We start from the raw sequence: 16,109 nt of genomic DNA on the forward strand, positions 1-16,109 counted from the left end.
GGCACGGGGATTGGCATGCTGCACTGGCAAGTCGATCGCTCCCTGCGCGCGGCCGTGGAGCACGACACCGCACGCAGTGTGCATGAACTGGATCGGATACTCTCGTTGGCCGCCCATTCGGCCGAGCGCCTGCTACCATTGGCCGGCCAGGCCTGCGACGACGTGGTCCAGACATTGCGCCAGGAAGTCACCCGTGAGCCGCATATACGCTCGGCCAATTTGGTGAGCGACGGGCAGGCCTATTGCAGCTCGCTCTACGGCCACTACAGCATGCCGGTGATGCCGGCCGACTACCTCAATGGCCGGCTGTGGCTGCGTGCCGGCAACGTGGTGACGCCGCACGCGGGATCACTGGTGTACCGGTTGAGCCAGGACGACAAGGCCGTGCGGGCAGTGATCGACGGCCGCATGCTGGCCGAAACCTTGCGTTTGATCGGTGATGAAGCAACGCTGATCTTGCAGGTGGGCGACGCTTTCCTGTGGAGTGGCGGCAGCATCGAAAATGGCGAGATCCCGGATCACCAGGATCATCACGTGCTCAAGCAGTCGGCGGTGCATGGCTACTTGATCCACGGCGGTTACCCGGCCGGCATGGCCCGCACCCTGTTCAAGCGCGAAGCCGTTGCCATGCTGGGCAGCTTGTTGTTGCTGGGCGTGTTGACCGGCGGCGTCTGCCACTGGCTATTCAACCGTGACAGCCGCCCCGCCCGGCAGGCTTAGTCGGTGCTCAACACACCGCGGCGTACCTGGTCGCGCTCGATGGATTCGAACAGGGCCTTGAAATTGCCCTCGCCGAACCCGTCGTCGCCCTTGCGCTGGATGAACTCGAAGAACACCGGCCCCATCAGGGTTTCCGAGAATATCTGTAGCAACAGGCGCTGATCGCCGGCGTCCGACGAGCCGTCGAGCAGGATGCCACGGGCCTGCAGTTCACCCACCGGCTCGCCGTGGCCCGGCAGCCGGCCTTCCAGCATTTCGTAATAGGTCTGCGGGGGTGCGGTCATGAAGCGCATGCCGATGCCCTTCAACGCATCCCAGGTCTTGATCAGGTCATCGGTAAGGAACGCCACGTGCTGGATGCCTTCACCGTTGAACTGCATCAAAAACTCTTCGATCTGGCCCGCGCCCTTGGACGACTCTTCGTTCAAGGGGATGCGGATCATGCCATCCGGCGCGGTCATGGCCTTGGAGGTCAGGCCGGTGTATTCGCCCTTGATGTCGAAGTAACGGATCTCGCGGAGGTTGAACAGCTTCTCGTAGAACCCAGCCCAATAGGCCATGCGCCCGCGGTACACGTTATGGGTCAAATGGTCGATGATCTTCAAGCCCGCGCCCACGGGGTGGCGGTCTACTCCCTCGAGGAAATTGAAGTCGATGTCGTAGATCGAACTGCCCTCGCCGTAGCGGTCGATCAAGTACAAAGGTGCGCCGCCAATGCCTTTGATGGCCGGCAGGCGCAGCTCCATCGGCCCGGTCGGGATCTCGATCGGTTGCGCGCCCAACTCCAGCGCCCGGGCGTAGGCCTTGTGCGCGTTAGTGCAGCGAAACGCCATGCCGCACACCGACGGCCCGTGCTCGGCGGCAAAATAGGAGGCCACGCTGTTGGGTTCGTTGTTGAGGATCAGGTTGATGCTGCCCTGGCGGTACAGGTGCACGTTCTTGGAGCGGTGCTCGGCGACCTTGGTGAAGCCCATGATCTGGAAGATTGGTTCGAGCGTGTTAGGGGTGGGCGATGCGAATTCAATGAATTCGAAGCCCATGAGGCCCATCGGGTTTTCGAAGATGTCAGCCATGATGTGGCTCCTCGGCAAGTCCAGTAATTAACCTAAAAGTTAAGCAACGGGTCTGTCGAGTGGGGCGGGAGGCGCGCAGGGAATACCGCGCACGCTGCGTGCGAGAAAGTCGCCGAAGATGAGTTTGCTACCGAGTCTTTTCAAGGTCGACCCTTGCCCTGCGGGCTTATTATTGTATGCGTAAATTGATTCTACAGGGCGTAACGGCGTTTGTCTCGGGTTGTTGGCAGCAGCCCACGCCAAGCCTTACGCCGCGCGCCGGTTGTGGTTAAATGCGCACCTTCGCAACCCTGCCGATTAAGCCCCAAGCCATGCCTTTTGAACTCAGCACCGACCCCACCACCCTGCTCATCCTCGCGGCCGTGGCGTTCGTCGCCGGCTTCATCGACGCCATTGCTGGCGGCGGCGGCCTGCTCACCACCCCTGCCCTGTTGACTGCCGGCTTGCCGCCGCACTTGGTGCTGGGCACCAACAAGCTGAGTTCCACCTTCGGTTCGGCCACCGCCGGCTTCACGTTCTACCGGCGCAAATTGTTCCACCCGCGCCAGTGGACCCACGCCCTGGTCGGCACCCTGGTGGGCGCGCTGATCGGCGCGGTGGTGGCGCATTACCTGCCTTCGGAATGGCTGAACAAGATGCTGCCGGTGATCGTCTTAGGCTGCGGTATCTACCTGCTGTTCGGCGGCACGCCCAAGGCGACGCTGGAGGTCGATGCCCCCATCAAGAAGAAATGGCAGGCACCGCAAGGCCTGCTGCTGGGTTTTTATGACGGCGTGGCCGGCCCTGGCACCGGTGCGTTCTGGACCGTGAGCAGCCTGCTGATGTACCCCATCGACCTGGTCCGCGCCAGCGGCGTGGCCCGCAGCATGAATTTCGTCAGCAACGCCGCGGCCTTGGTGGTGTTTATCATCAATGGGCAGGTGGACTGGCTGATTGGCCTGTCCATGGGCTCGTGCCTGATGGTCGGGGCCTTCTTTGGCGCACGCACCGCCATCAGCGGCGGCGCCAAGTTCATTCGCCCGGTGTTCATCACCGTGGTGCTGGGGCTGACCGTGCGCCTAGCCTGGCAGCACTGGTTCGGGCAGGCCTAGCTGCTCGGCCACGTAGTGGTCGATCAGGTACCGCGCGATCGACCGCGACGCTGGCAACGGCGGCAAATCATGGATACTGAACCACTGGGCATCCTCGATCTCGTCGGCCTGGGGCACGATGTCGCCGCTTTCGTATTCGGCATGGAAGCCCAGCATCATCGAGTGCGGGAACGGCCAGCACTGGCTGCCCAGGTAGCGAATATTCCTGACCCGTAGCTGCACCTCTTCCATCACTTCGCGCTGCACGCAATCCTCGGCCGACTCACCCGGCTCGGCAAACCCGGCCAGGGTGCTGTAGACACCGGTGACGAAGCGCGGCGAACGCGCCAGCAAGATCTGGTCGCCGCGGGTGATCAACACGATCATGCTGGGCGAGATACGCGGGTAGCTGCGCAGGTCGCAGCCTTCGCAGTACATGGCCCGCTCCCAGTGGATTTGCGTCATGGCCTGGCCGCAACTGCCGCAAAAGCGGTGCTCGCGAGCCCAGGTACCGATTTGCGCGGCGTACGCCAGCAGCTTGTAGGTGTCGAAGTCGCCTTCCATCATGAATGCGCGCAGGCCCTGCCATTGGCAGCCCGGCACCTCTTCATGGCCGCGAAGCTCCAGCAGGAACACCGGCTCCCCGTCGAAATGGCCGATGCCATGCTCGGCCAACACGGCCAGGTCCTGGCGTTTGAGCCAGTCACGGGGGAATAGCACGCCATTGGCATCGAACAAAAAACCTTGGGCGCAACGGGCCACGGCCCATCCACCGGGCTGTGCGGGGTCCAGTACTGCGGTGGTCCAGCGTGGCGACATCGGGTTTCTACTCCTTGGGCCTTTGGATCAGTCGTCGAACTGCGGCGCCTGCTTGCTCATGCTGGCCGCGACCGCCACGCGCAAGTCCGTGCTTTGCAGCATGGCGGCGTTCCAGGTGGCGATGTATTCCAGGCCGTCATCAATGCGGTGATCACGCATGTAGCTGATCATCTCTTTGGTGCCGGTGACTGCGATCGGTGATTTTGCCGCAATTTGCGCTGCAATGGCAAAGACCCCGTCGAGCAACGCCGCCTGATCAGCAAACGTGCGGTTGACCAGGCCGATCCGCTGGGCCTCCTGGGCATCGACCATGCGCCCGGTATAGGCCAGCTCACGCAGCATGCCGTCACCGATGATACGCGGCAAACGCTGCAAGGTGCCGACATCGGCGGCCATGCCCATGTCCACTTCCTTGATCGAAAACTGCGCGTCGCCGGCGGCATAGCGCATGTCGCAGGCCGCGATCAGGTCGATGGCGCCGCCAATGCAGTAACCCTGGATGGCGGCCAACACCGGCTTGCGGCAGTTGTCCACGGCATTGAACGAGGCCTGCATGGTCAGGATCTTGCGCCTCAGCAAACGCGCATTGCGGCCCACGTCCTTGCCCAGTTCATTGGCCACCGAGGCCAGCATCATCAGGTCGATGCCGGATGAAAAGTGCTTGCCGGCACCACTGAGCACCACCACTCGCGCCTCGTCGGTGTCATCGATCCACTGGAAGATCTCGACGATTTCCGACCAGAACGCCGCGTTCATGGCGTTGATCTTTTCCGGGCGATTGATCTGCACGTGGGCGATCTTGTCTTTGAGTTCGACGCGAAAGGCCTGGTAGTCGGGCATGGAGAGCGGTCCTTGTTGTGGCGAAGTGAATCGCACCACTATAGCCCGCGAAGTTTTGACGCGCGAAGGGCAAACCGGACAAGGCCTGTGATAGGTGGCGCCTGTTTCGCGGATGAATCCGCTCCTACAGGGTCGGTAGGAGCGGATTCATCCGCGAAACAGGCAACTCGCGCTGTCAGGCTGACCGCGAGGCCCTATCCTGCACCGGGCACTGGGCACGGTGCAGGTTGAGCGCCGTGTTGATGATGCCCAGGTGGCTGAAGGCCTGGGGGAAGTTGCCGAGCATGCGGCCGTTGGCCGGTTCGTACTGTTCGGCCAAAAGGCCAACATCGTTGCACAGGCCGCTCAGGTGTTCGAACAGGCGCTGGGCATCGCCCTGTCGGCCGAGCAACACGTAAACGTCCGCCAGCCAGAATGAACACACCAGGAAGGTCCCCTCCCCTGGGGTCAGGCCGTCGTCCAGGCTTTCGGTGTCGTAGCGCAGCAACAGGCCACCCTTGAGCAGGCGCTTTTCGATTTGCTCAAGGGTGGCCAGAAAGCGCGGATCATCGGCCGGCAAAAAGCCGGTCAGGGCGATTTGCAGCAAGCTGGCGTCCATGTGCGGCGAACCATAGGCCTGGACGAAACAGTTAAGCGTGGGGTCCACGCCCTGCTCGCACACCTGCTGGTGGATCTGCGCAGCCACCTGGCGAAAATGCGCGGCCAGCGCCCGGCCCTCGTCGTTGTCTTCGGCCAGCTTGGCGGCGCGATCAAAGGCCACCCAGGCCATGACCTTGGAGTGGGTGAAGTGCTGCGGCTCACCGCGTATCTCCCACAGGCCTTCGTCGGGCTGGTGCCAGATTTTTTCCAGGTACGGCATGATCACGCGCGAGATCGCCGCGCTGCGCGGGTGGCGCGGCAGGCCGCCCTTGTAGGCCAGGTTCAAGGCGTCGGCGACTTCGCCATACACATCCAGCTGCAACTGGTTGGCCGCGGCGTTGCCGATGCGCACCGGTTGCGAGTGCTCATAGCCGGCCAGCCACGGCAGCGAATATTCCGGCAGGCGCCGCTCGCCCGCCAGGCCGTACATGATCTGCATTTGCTCGGGGTTACCGGCCACCGAGCGCATCAGCCACTCGCGCCAGGCGGCGGCCTCTTCGTAATAGCCCAGGTTCATGAAGGCCAGCAGGGTCATGGTGGCGTCGCGCAGCCAACAGTAGCGGTAGTCCCAGTTGCGTTCACCGCCCAGGCGTTCGGGCAAGGAGGTGGTCACTGCCGCGACGATGCCGCCGGTGGGGTGGTAGGTCATGGCCTTGAGGGTGATCAGCGAGCGCTTGACCTGCTCGCTCCAGGGGCCGACGTCGGGGCAGCGGTCCGAGAACTCCAGCCAGAAACGTTCGGTTTCGGCCACCGCGCCCTCACCGTCGAAGCCTTCGCGCAGGGGCAGATTGGACGGCTGGTGGGACAGTGTGAACACGCAGCGCTTGCCGGGCGTAACGCTGAACCGGCTGCCGGTATGGTGATCCATGGCATGCAAGGCGGCGGCACTGCGCAGCACCAGCATTTCGGGACCGGCCACGGCAGTGAGCGTCAGCGGGTCGACTTTTTCGACCCACGGCACGCTGCTGCCGTAGTCGAAGCGCATGGCCAGGTCCATGTCGAAATCCACCGAGCCTTCCAGGCCCACCACAATGCGAACCACGCTGCTGTGCTCGGCCAACGGCATGCAGTCGATCAGCACGGCTTTGCCGCTGGCGGTGTGAAAGGTGGTTTCCAGGATCAGCGTACCTTCGCGGTAGCGGCGGCTGACGTGCTGGACGGGCTCGCGCGGGCTGAGCTTCCAGCGGCCGTTTTCTTCGTCGCCCAACAGCGCCGCGAAACAGGCCGGCGAATCGAAGCGCGGGAAACACAACCAGTCCAGCGACCCCTGCTTGTCGACCAGCGCGGCGGTCCTGCAGTTGCCGAGCAATGCGTAGTCTTCAATCAATGCTGCCATGGTGATCAAACCCTTGTGCAAGATGAATTCAGTCGCGGGCGGCCCTGGGCAAGATCATCTCGACAATGGCCCGCGCCACACCCTGTTGCGAGTTGCTGTCGGTCACGGCGCAGGCCTGCTCGCGCACGCTGGCACTCGCTTGGCCCATGGCGATGGAGAACCCGGCGCGCTTGAACATGGCCACGTCGTTGGCACCATCGCCAATCACCGCCGTTTGCGCCAAGGGCACGCCCACGTGTTCGGCCAGTGCAGCCAGGGCGTCGCCCTTGTTGGCCAGCAAGGCCGTCACATCCAGGTAGTAATCCTGGGAACGAACGCCTAACGCATGGCCTTTGATCAGCGGCGCCAGGGTACGTTCAAGTTCAATCAGCAGGTCGAAGTCTTTGCTGCTCGCGACGATCTTGTCGACGCGGTCAAGGTAGGGGGTAAAGTCATCGACCAACGTGGGGCCGTAGCCCAAGGCATGTTGCTCGACGCTGGTGTAATCGCCATGCGTGTCCTTGAGCAGCCACAGGTCATCGGCGAATACCCAGACCGCCACCGGGTGGCGGGCGAACAGTTGGAGGCTGGCCCGCACCGCATCGACCGGGATCGGGTGGGTTACCAGGTAACTGCCGTCCGGGTTGACCAAGGTGCCGCCATTGAACGCGGCAGTGGGCAGGTCGACCCCAAGCTCCAGCACCTGCGCGCGCATGGCCCTGGGCGGGCGGGCGCTGGCCAGGCTGAACTGCACGCCGGCGGCACGCAATTGCGCCAAGGCATCACGCACCCGCGGGCCAATGCTGTGGTCGGGCATCAACAACGTGCCGTCCATGTCGCTCAGGACCAGTTTGATCGGTTCACTCATCCCAGCGGATGCCAGACGCGACCGTCACGGCCGAGCAACTCGTCGGCCGCCTCCGGCCCGTCCTCGCCGGCTGCATAACTGTCCACCTTGCCGCCCTCGCGCCAGGCATCGAGGAACGGCTGCACGGCGCGCCAGCCGTTCTCGATGTTGTCGGCGCGCTGGAACAGCGTCTGGTCACCGGTCAGGCAGTCGTAGATCAAGGTTTCGTAGCCGGTGGACGGTTGCATCTGGAAAAAGTCTTTGTAGGCAAAGCCCAACTCCACGTTTTCCATTTCCAGCGCAGGGCCTGGCCGCTTGGCTTGCAGGTCGAACCACATGCCTTCGTTGGGCTGGATCTGGATGCGCAGGTAGTTGGGCTGCAAACGCTCGACTTCCGTATCGCGAAACTGTGCGTAGGGCGCCGGCTTGAAGCAAATGGCGATCTCGGTGTCGCGCACGCTCATGCGCTTGCCGGTACGCAGGTAGAACGGCACGCCCACCCAGCGCCAATTGTCGATCATCACCTTGAGCGCGACAAAGGTCTCGGTGCGGCTTTGCGGGTCTACCTTGGGTTCCTGGCGGTAGCCGGGCTTGTCGCCCTCGCCCGCCGTGTACTGGCCGCGCACCGAGTTTTTCAGCGCTTCGGCCTTGGACCAGGGGCGGATCGCCCCCACCACCTTGGCCTTCTCGCCACGTACCGCGTCGGCGCCAAAGGCGGCCGGCGGTTCCATCGCCACCATCGCCAGCAACTGGAACAGGTGGTTGGGCACCATGTCGCGTAGCGCGCCGGTGCTGTCGTAGAAATTGCCACGGGTTTCGACCCCTACCGTTTCGGCGGCGGTGATCTGCACGTGGTCAATGTAGTGATTGTTCCAGAAGGCTTCGAAGAGGCCATTGGAAAACCGGCTGACCAGAATGTTCTGGACGGTTTCCTTGCCCAGGTAATGGTCGATCCGGTAGATCTGCTTTTCGCTCATGACGCTGAGCAGACAGGCGTTCAGGGCTTCGGCCGAGGCCAGGTCGTGCCCGAAGGGCTTTTCGATGACCACCCGGCGAAAGCCGTCGGGCTGCTCGGCGAGCAGGCCGGCTGCGCCCAGACGCTGGGCCACTTCGCTGAAAAAACGCGGCGAGGTGGCAAGATAGAAGACCGCGTTGCCGGTGCGGTTGGCCGTGATGCGCTCGCTGATCGCCTGGTAGGTGGCGTCATCGAGAAAATCCCCGGAGATGTAGCTGATGCGCTTGGCCAGCTTGCTCCACAGCGCCGGGTCGAGCGCCTTGTCGGCGCCCTCCGGGCTTTTGCTGCGCGCCTGCTCGATGATGAAATCGTGCAGCTTGGCGGCAAAATCGGCGTCGCTCACCTGATTGTGATCGACGCCAACGATATTCAGGCCATTGTCCAGAAGACCGTCACGGCTCAAGTTGTACAACGCCGGCATCAGCAGGCGTTTGACCAGGTCGCCATGGGCGCCAAAGAGAAACAACGTAGTGGGTGGAGCCGCATCGATCTTGGACTTGGCCCGACTCATTTAGGAACCTCTACGTGGCCGCCGAAACCAAACCGCATGGCCGACAACATCTTGTCGCCATAGGTGGCTTCCTGACGGGAGCGGAAACGGGCGAACAGCGCGCCGGCCAACACGGGCACCGGTACGGCTTGTTCAACGGCGGCGTCGATGGTCCAGCGGCCTTCGCCGCTGTCGGACACCGAGCCGGAATAGGCATCAAGCTTTGGATCGACCGCCAGGGCGTCGGCAGTCAAGTCCAGCAGCCAGGACGAGACCACGCTGCCACGGCGCCAGACTTCGGCGATGTCGGCCAGGTTCAGGTCAAAACGCTGGTCTACAGGCAGGCTGTCGGCGTTCTTGGTTTTCAGGATGTCGAAGCCTTCGGCGAAGGCTTGCATCATGCCGTACTCGATGCCGTTGTGGATCATCTTCACGAAGTGGCCCGAACCTGCAGGGCCTGCGTGGATGTAGCCACGTTCGGCGCGCGAGTCGTCGGACTTGCGGTCACGGGTGCGCGGGATGTCGCCGATGCCCGGTGCCAGGCAATCGAACAGCGGATCGAGGCGCTCGAGGATGGCCGACTCACCGCCGATCATCATGCAGAAACCGCGATCCAGGCCCCAGACACCGCCAGACGTACCGACGTCGACGTAGTGCAGGTTGCGCTCGGCCAGTTCCTTGCCGCGACGAATGTCGTCCTTGTAGAAGGTGTTGCCGCCGTCGATGATCACATCGTCCGGCTCCAGCAGCTGTGCCAACTGCTGGATGGTTTCTTCGGTCGGTGCGCCCGCAGGCAGCATGACCCAGACAGCGCGCGGCGTGTCCATCTGTGCGACCAGTGCGGCCAGGTCGGCAGCGCCCACGGCGCCTTCATTGCTCAAGGTTTCAACGGACGCCTGATTGCGGTCAAAGACCACCGTCGTATGGCCGCCACGCATCAGTCTTCTCGCAATGTTGCCGCCCATGCGGCCCAGTCCCACGATTCCCAGTTGCATGCCAGGTGCTCCACTCGCTACAAAAAAAGGTGCGTCACACCTTACAAATTCAATTTCCTACCCCAGCTTAGTACAGGGGTAGCGCACATAGTTTCGCACAAGCTGAAGGAATAACCGTTCGTCGTGCAAGAAAAAACGATAAAGCGCCTGTCACAACCGGCTGCCCAACAATCACGGGCACTTGCCCAACTGGGTAAAAACGACACAGGGACCATGAAAAATAAAAAAGTTCCATTGCCACTCAAAAGAAATCAGAATCGGCGCCGATAGAGAGTTCAAGCCTGGCTGGACAACCGCCAGGATCGTCTACTCTCATGTTGTGTCTGACCATTTGCGAGGTGTGCAATGGGTACTTTACTGCCAGCAACTCCATCCCAAACCCTGTACGTGACCATCCGCCGCGACGAGCTGCGAGACCTCAAGGCCGAACGCGACGCCCTGCAGGAAAAACTCACACAGATGACCGCCCTGCTGATGCAGGTGCAACCCCCCGTCCACAGCCAGGCACGCATCGCCTGACGTGCCGGTGTTGCGCAGGCCAAGGCCTGCGCAACATGCTTTCATTACTGACGGCCTTTACGCCGCGACAAAAATAGCTCCCGTGCATCCTGGGCACCAATGGCGGCCCGCCAGATCGCCGTCACCTCCTGGTTGTCACGCGCCTGGGCAATCTGCTTCTGTAACCCAACCTTGCGCTGCGCCGCCCACTTGAGATGGGCCGCGGTAAAATTGGCTGCGGGCGTCTGTTTGCCCGGGTAGTGGAAGTGGGCGTACCACAGTACCTTGCCTTGGGTATCCTTGATGGCGTACTCATCGACGTAGTCTTTGCGCCCGCGAGGCCCTTCCAGAAATACCCGGTCATTCAGTGGCTCGATGGTGACAGCTTGCTGCTCCAGCAGGTAGTGCACGTGAAAAACTTGCGGGGCCAGTTCCTGGGTGCGCGCCACACGCATCAGGCGACCCTGCTCCAACATTTGCGCGACCGTTTCGCGCACCTTGGCCAGCCGGGCCTGTGCCAGGCGCCGGCGATTGGGCAGTGGCACGGCATTTTCAGCCTCCAGCAGCGCCTGGATCCCGTCCCCGGCAGCAGCCAGTTGGCTGGCTTGGCGCTGTAGGTCTTCTTGCACCTCGACCGGGCGCAAGGCACGTCGCGCATGGTCACGGCTACGGGCGATGGCCGGCGCGGCCAGCGCCAGCAGCGTGTCCGCCTTACCCAGGACCGTGTTCAAGGCCGGCCATAATACCGGCACCGGCGGTGGCGCGACCGCCGGCGTGGGCACCTCACCCCACTGCCCGTCCGGTGCTTGCTCGAAGGCTGCCACCACCTTGTCATCCAGGGCGTTGGCAACCTCCACCACTTCGCGCTCGCCGGCAACCTGGCCCGCTTTGCGCCTGCCAATCAAGACTCGTCGGTTACGCAGGCGCATTACCACCCGATTACTGGTACTGGCCACGGGCGGGCGATCCGCCTCGGCCTGGCTGGCCTGTTCGCGCACGCCCTCGGCCATCTCCAGGGCGGCCCTGTCAGCAACCCGCTGCAACAAGGCGAGGAATGGCTCAAACGCTTCCCAGGCATCGTCAAGCACCTCGTCACGCAGCATCTGCGCGCCGTCCTGGGCCTGGGCATAGCTGTCCAGGGCGCTGTTCAGCACTTCCAGTTGCGATTCAAGGCTCAGCGCCTGCGCAGGCTCGTGCAACTGCGCATGGCTGATCACCGCCAGGTGCGCAGGCTTCATGATTGCTACCAGGCGCTTGTAGGTCAGCGGATCATGCACGAATGCCGTCAGCCCTCTGAACAGGTGCATCTGCAGCAGCGCAGAAGCCACCGCCATGAAGCTTTTGTGCCGCTGCAGCATGACGTCCATCCGTACCAGCGCCCGTGGGCCATGCCCAGGAATGCCCAGCAGCGCAGTGCGCCAGCCATCAATGCGCTCACGCCAGCCCAGATGGCGTTCGAGCAAGGCCAGCACTTGCCCGACCACCAGGGTGTCGCCAGCGGCCAGTGCCTTGACTTCAGCAAGCTTGGGCACAGTAAGGAACAGCGGATTGGCCGCTACCAGCGTGCGGAGCTTGGCCAGCAGTACGCTGCCGATATTCGCCGCGTACTCGATCATGGCCGCGTAGCCGGCCGCCCCCAGTTCATTGAAGTGCGGCATGACCGTGCGCCGGTTGACCCGCTCGCGGGCAACCTGGGCCTGGTCCATCAGCTCGATCAAACTTTGCGCCTGCACCAGGTATTCCTCGCGCAGTGCCGGCAACTGCGCCGGGTTATTTGCGGCTGCTTCGTCAAGTTGATGGCCCAGGCTGGCGCAGCGCTCGAACAAAGGCGGATAACGCACGCTATAGTCGGCCAGCACCAGGCGCGCTGCACTTTCGGCCGCCTCGTTTTCCGCTCGCGCCTGCAGCCGCCGCTTGGCCGGGCCGCCACCGGCCAGGCGCAAGCGGCTGTCCCATTGCCAGCGGCCCAGTTCGTCGCGACGTAGCCACGGGCCGCTGCGCGCACCCGTCAGCGGGTCGAGCACCTGAGCTGCGCCGTCATCGGCCACCACGCTGTAGAAGTCGTCGGCAACTCGGGCCAGCAGTTGCCCGCCCTGCCAGTGCAGGCCTTGCTCGGGGCCGCGCGGCACCGCACCCCCGAGAGGCTCGGCAGGCTTTACCCGCAGCGTCGCGATAAAGGTACGCTGGGCGGCGGTGAACTGGCGGTTGGCATTGGCGAACCTGAAGTCCAGTTGCGTGGGCAGCGCCGAGGCAACCGCCCCCAACGTTGGCGCCGGGTGCAGCAACGCCTTGGCTTGCAGGCGTGGCAAGGCCTCATTCACGGACACCAGGGCCTCGCGACGGCCCAGCGCCGTATCGGCCCCAGTCACCAGCCCCAAGCCTTCACCGAGCAAGAACAACGCGATGTTGAACATCAACTCGGCCAGCGCCTCATGGCTTTTTTGCACATCGCCCTGCGGGTTGGCGGCCAATTGCTGGTCCAGTGTCGCCAGGGTTTGCACCAGCCAGCCTGCCGACGCCAGTGCGCCACTGGCCAACGGCAGCAGCGCGTTGAACAGTACCCAGGCCAATTCGCCATAGGCCAGCCATCGGCTGTGTTCGGCGCTGATGGACTGCCGATCGGCGATCTCGATCAGGGCCTGTACGTTGGCCTGGTAAAGCGCTGGCAGCAGTGGATCGTCGAAGGCCTGGCAGTCGAGCCGAGCCGGCAGCGGGCGGCTCAGTGGCGCGCTGTCGGAGCCGGCGCCAAAGCGCAGCACGTGCGGCTCGGTAAAACCACCCTGGCCAAAACGCGCACGCGCCTGCGGGCTCATCCAGGCCAGCACGGCGGTTTGCAGTTCGCCGGCATCGCAGATGGCATTGAACAATGCGGCGGCATTGGCAAATTCACGCAACGGCTGGCGAAACAACGGCCGGTACAGCACGCACGGCCCGCTTGCCAGCCCCGGGTGGTCGATCACGTACATGTTGCTCACGCCATCTGCTGTATCACCGTCACGCGCCTTGATCGCCAGGCGACGAATGCGCGAGCGTGCCACGCTGGCCAACCGGGCGGTTTCCATCAGGTCCGCCACCAGCAGGTAGCCGGCACGGGTGAAGCCGTGTTCACCCTTGAGCACGTTCTCCAACGCCAGCAGCGGCAGTTGCTGCACAAGCTGCGCGGCAAACAGCTGTTGGCGGTCGGCGACGTCAGGGCCATTGACCAACGTGGCCTTGAGCAACTGCATGTACTGCTGGCCGGCGTCAACGTGCTCGATCAATTGCACCACGCTGGCAGCATCCACCCACGCTGGCAAATGCGCACCGGCCCGCGGGTGCACCACCAGGTGCCCACGCGGGCGCCCCGCCTGCTGGAACAGGGCGAAATCGACCAGCGACACCTGCACGTCCTGCATCACCGCATCCCCGGCGTTGACGATAGTGAGCAGCGCATTGGGCACCGTGACCACGTGCACCTCGATGTCCGCCAAGGCCGGCACCGCCTCACCGGGGTGATCACTGGCCATGCGCTCGATAAGAGCCTTGGCAGCGAACGCCTCGAGGCTCGGGACCCCGTTCAGGAACGTGCGCCCGCCTGCGCGCCGGGTCGCCACGGCCAACTTGCCGATGTGCTCGGCATACGCCTGGCGATCAGGCCCCGTCGCCTTGGCCAGCCACGGCGGCAGGGCTGCCTCCAGGCGCGACAGCCCGGCTTGCTGGCGTGGCGCCTCGAAGCCCTTGAACGCCGTAACGTCGTTGATGGCCCCAGCCAGCATCGAGGCATCACCGCCCAGCAGCCGGCAGGCCGGGCCCAGGGCCGCCACCAGGTGCAACTGCTGCTCCAGGAACGCCTGGGCCTGGGCATCGAACGCATGGGCGGCCAAGGGCAGCAATGACAGCTCCAGGCGCTCACCGGTCAGCTCGCGCCCCAGTTGTGCGCCCAGGCCCTCGGCCATGGCTTGCAGGCCCGCGTAGGCCTGCAAGGGGCTGAACGGCAGGTAGCAGAGATACACATCGCTGTTGGATTCGGCGAAATGACGGCTGATGACCAGCATCGGCGTCAACATCGAGGTCAGCGCCGCGTCCCCCGCCATGCTGTCGACGTTCAGTAGCCAGGCCTTGACCGGGTGATCAGGGTCGGCATCCTGGCGATCAGCCCACTGCGGGGACGCATCCAGCGCCAAACCCGTGGCCAACGGCTCGGCATCCAGCGTAACCGTGACCGCCGCTATAGTGACCTGCCGCTCGAACTCCAGGTGCAGGAAACGCGACAGCCAGGCCCAGCGGCTACCACCGTCGATGAATACCACGTTCCAGTAATCCTTGAGGTCATCCATGAACGCGGTCAGGAGCAACCCGGCTGCTTCGTTGACCAACAGCTCGAAAGTGAACATGCGCACGTTCAACGTCGCCGCCACGGGGGCTTGCTGATCACTGGTGAGGAAATGAAAGCCCTGCTCCAGGTTCAGCGTGCGATCGCTCAGGTACAGGTCGATCAACAGCGGCACTACCGGGCTCAGCGAATAGCCCAGGGTTTTTCCACTGACCGGGTCTTGATCCGGCACGGCCAGCCAGGTCTGTTCGGGTTTGAAATCGAGGTTGCCATAGTATTCGCGCATCTGTGCGCCAAGCAGGCGGGCTGCGCTGCCGTACAGCGATGGGCGGGAGGCAAACTGCCTGGCCACGGCGCTGGCAAGGGTGGAGTGGGCCGCAATCTGCGACCCCAGTGACAGGTCTGTGTCCATGAACCGCGTATCCTTGCGTGTTGCCCCGGCGAAGGCCAGGGCCCCGGGCATTCAAGCCTGGGGCAACACGACAAGGGCGGTAGCCGGCTACCTCAACGCTGCTTGAGGCGGTCGATGATCACCGCGATCAGCAAGATGGTGCCGCGAATCACGTACTGGTAGAAGGTGTCGATGTTCTTCAGGTTCATCGCATTCTCGATGATCGCCAATATCAGCACCCCGGCGATTACGTGGCGGATCATGCCGATGCCGCCACTGAGCGACACCCCGCCCAGCACGCAGGCGGAGATTACCGTGAGCTCGAAGCCCTGGCCGATCATTGGCTGGCCCGAGGTCATGCGCGAGGCCAGCACCACACCGGCCAGCGCACCGATCAGGCCGTGCACGGCAAAGATGATGATCTTGGTGCGGTCCACGTGCACGCCAGCCAGGCGCGCGGCTTCCTGGTTGCCGCCGATGGCCATGGTGTTGCGCCCGTAGGTGGTGTAGTTGAGCAACCAGCCGAAGAACACAAAGCACACGATGGTGATCACGATCGGCACCGGCACCCCGCCGATCTGGCCGTTACCGAACACGAAAAAGCCTTCGTTCATCACGCCCACGGCTTTGCCGTTGGAAAAGATGTAGGCCAGGCCCCGCACGATCTGCATGGTCGCAAGCGTTGCGATCAAGGCGTTGATGCGCAGCTTGGCGATGACGATGCCGTTGATCAGGCCCACCACCAAGCCCATCAACAAGGCAGCCGATACGCCCAGGAACACGCTGTCGGTGGCACGCATGACGATGGCCGCGATGACCCCGGCGCAGGCGATCACCGAACCGACCGATAGGTCGAAATGCCCCGAGGCCAGGCAGTAGAGCATGGTGCAGGCGGCGATGCCGGTGGTGGAAATCGCCAGGCCCAGGCCGCGCATGTTCAGGGGTGAAAGGAAATTGTCGATGAACACCGTGCACAGCACGAAGATCGCCAGGGCCGCCAGCAGCATGACCCAGTCATCGAGGAAGCGGCGCATGTTGAGTCCTTGCCGTGGAGCGGTCAGGGTGGTGGGAGTAGACATAAGCAC

12 protein-coding genes are annotated in these 16,109 nt (G+C 63.5%); 3 read left to right on the forward strand and 9 right to left on the reverse strand.

The features are described from left to right. Nucleotides 1–15: 15 nt before the first annotated feature. A complete protein-coding gene (locus L9B60_RS30310) occupies nt 16–720 on the forward strand; it encodes a CSS-motif domain-containing protein (RefSeq protein WP_249674879.1) in 705 nt (234 codons plus the stop codon). Here L9B60_RS30310 and hppD read toward each other — a convergent pair. Then, entirely contained in the window at nt 717–1,793 is a 1,077-nt protein-coding gene (gene hppD, locus L9B60_RS30315) for a 4-hydroxyphenylpyruvate dioxygenase (RefSeq protein WP_249674880.1), read from the reverse strand. The genes L9B60_RS30310 and hppD overlap by 4 nt on opposite strands. Before the next feature lie 311 nt (nt 1,794–2,104). On the opposite strand from hppD, the gene L9B60_RS30320 reads away from it, so the two are divergent. Then, on the forward strand, nt 2,105–2,884 hold the full coding sequence (locus L9B60_RS30320; protein WP_249680231.1) for a sulfite exporter TauE/SafE family protein: 780 nt from the start codon (nt 2,105–2,107) through the stop codon (nt 2,882–2,884). On the opposite strand, the gene nudC is transcribed toward L9B60_RS30320, so the two are convergent. The 6 genes from nudC to gnd form a co-directional block, all read right to left on the reverse strand. Beyond that, nucleotides 2,852–3,682 carry an NAD(+) diphosphatase gene (gene nudC, locus L9B60_RS30325; protein ID WP_249674881.1) on the reverse strand — a complete coding sequence of 277 codons (831 nt, stop codon included), beginning with the start codon at nt 3,680–3,682 and terminating at the stop codon, nt 2,852–2,854. The two genes, L9B60_RS30320 and nudC, sit on opposite strands and share 33 nt — an antisense overlap. A 27-nt stretch (nt 3,683–3,709) precedes the next feature. Further along, nucleotides 3,710–4,522, reverse strand: coding sequence for a crotonase/enoyl-CoA hydratase family protein (locus tag L9B60_RS30330; RefSeq protein WP_249674882.1), 813 nt, complete (start codon nt 4,520–4,522; stop codon nt 3,710–3,712). Between the two features lie 175 nt (nt 4,523–4,697). Then, complete coding sequence (locus L9B60_RS30335; RefSeq protein ID WP_249674883.1) at nt 4,698–6,497, reverse strand: glycoside hydrolase family 15 protein; 1,800 nt, start codon at nt 6,495–6,497, stop codon at nt 4,698–4,700. Between the two features lie 28 nt (nt 6,498–6,525). After that, a complete protein-coding gene (locus tag L9B60_RS30340; protein WP_249674885.1) occupies nt 6,526–7,344 on the reverse strand; it encodes a Cof-type HAD-IIB family hydrolase in 819 nt (272 codons plus the stop codon). Next, complete coding sequence (gene zwf / locus L9B60_RS30345; protein ID WP_249674886.1) at nt 7,341–8,849, reverse strand: glucose-6-phosphate dehydrogenase; 1,509 nt, start codon at nt 8,847–8,849, stop codon at nt 7,341–7,343. Before zwf ends, L9B60_RS30340 begins: the two co-directional genes overlap by 4 nt. Continuing rightward, nucleotides 8,846–9,823 carry a phosphogluconate dehydrogenase (NAD(+)-dependent, decarboxylating) gene (gene gnd / locus L9B60_RS30350; protein WP_249674887.1) on the reverse strand — a complete coding sequence of 326 codons (978 nt, stop codon included), beginning with the start codon at nt 9,821–9,823 and terminating at the stop codon, nt 8,846–8,848. The genes zwf and gnd overlap by 4 nt, the downstream gene beginning before the upstream one ends. Nucleotides 9,824–10,168: 345 nt before the next feature. On the opposite strand from gnd, the gene L9B60_RS30355 reads away from it, so the two are divergent. Continuing rightward, nucleotides 10,169–10,342 (forward strand): DUF6026 family protein, encoded by a 174-nt coding sequence (locus L9B60_RS30355; protein ID WP_249674888.1) that lies wholly within the window; start codon nt 10,169–10,171, stop codon nt 10,340–10,342. 44 nt (nt 10,343–10,386) lie between these two features. Here L9B60_RS30355 and L9B60_RS30360 read toward each other — a convergent pair whose 3' ends face one another. Both L9B60_RS30360 and araH read right to left on the reverse strand, forming a co-directional pair. Further along, a complete protein-coding gene (locus L9B60_RS30360) occupies nt 10,387–15,045 on the reverse strand; it encodes a hypothetical protein (RefSeq protein WP_249674889.1) in 4,659 nt (1,552 codons plus the stop codon). Between the two features lie 92 nt (nt 15,046–15,137). Further along, nucleotides 15,138–16,103: an L-arabinose ABC transporter permease AraH gene (gene araH / locus L9B60_RS30365; RefSeq protein WP_249674890.1), complete on the reverse strand. Its 966-nt coding sequence runs from the start codon at nt 16,101–16,103 to the stop codon at nt 15,138–15,140. Between the last annotated feature and the right edge of the window lie 6 nt (nt 16,104–16,109).

This window comes from Pseudomonas abieticivorans, assembly GCF_023509015.1.
In the GTDB taxonomy this organism is placed as follows: Bacteria; Pseudomonadota; Gammaproteobacteria; order Pseudomonadales; family Pseudomonadaceae; genus Aquipseudomonas; species Aquipseudomonas abieticivorans.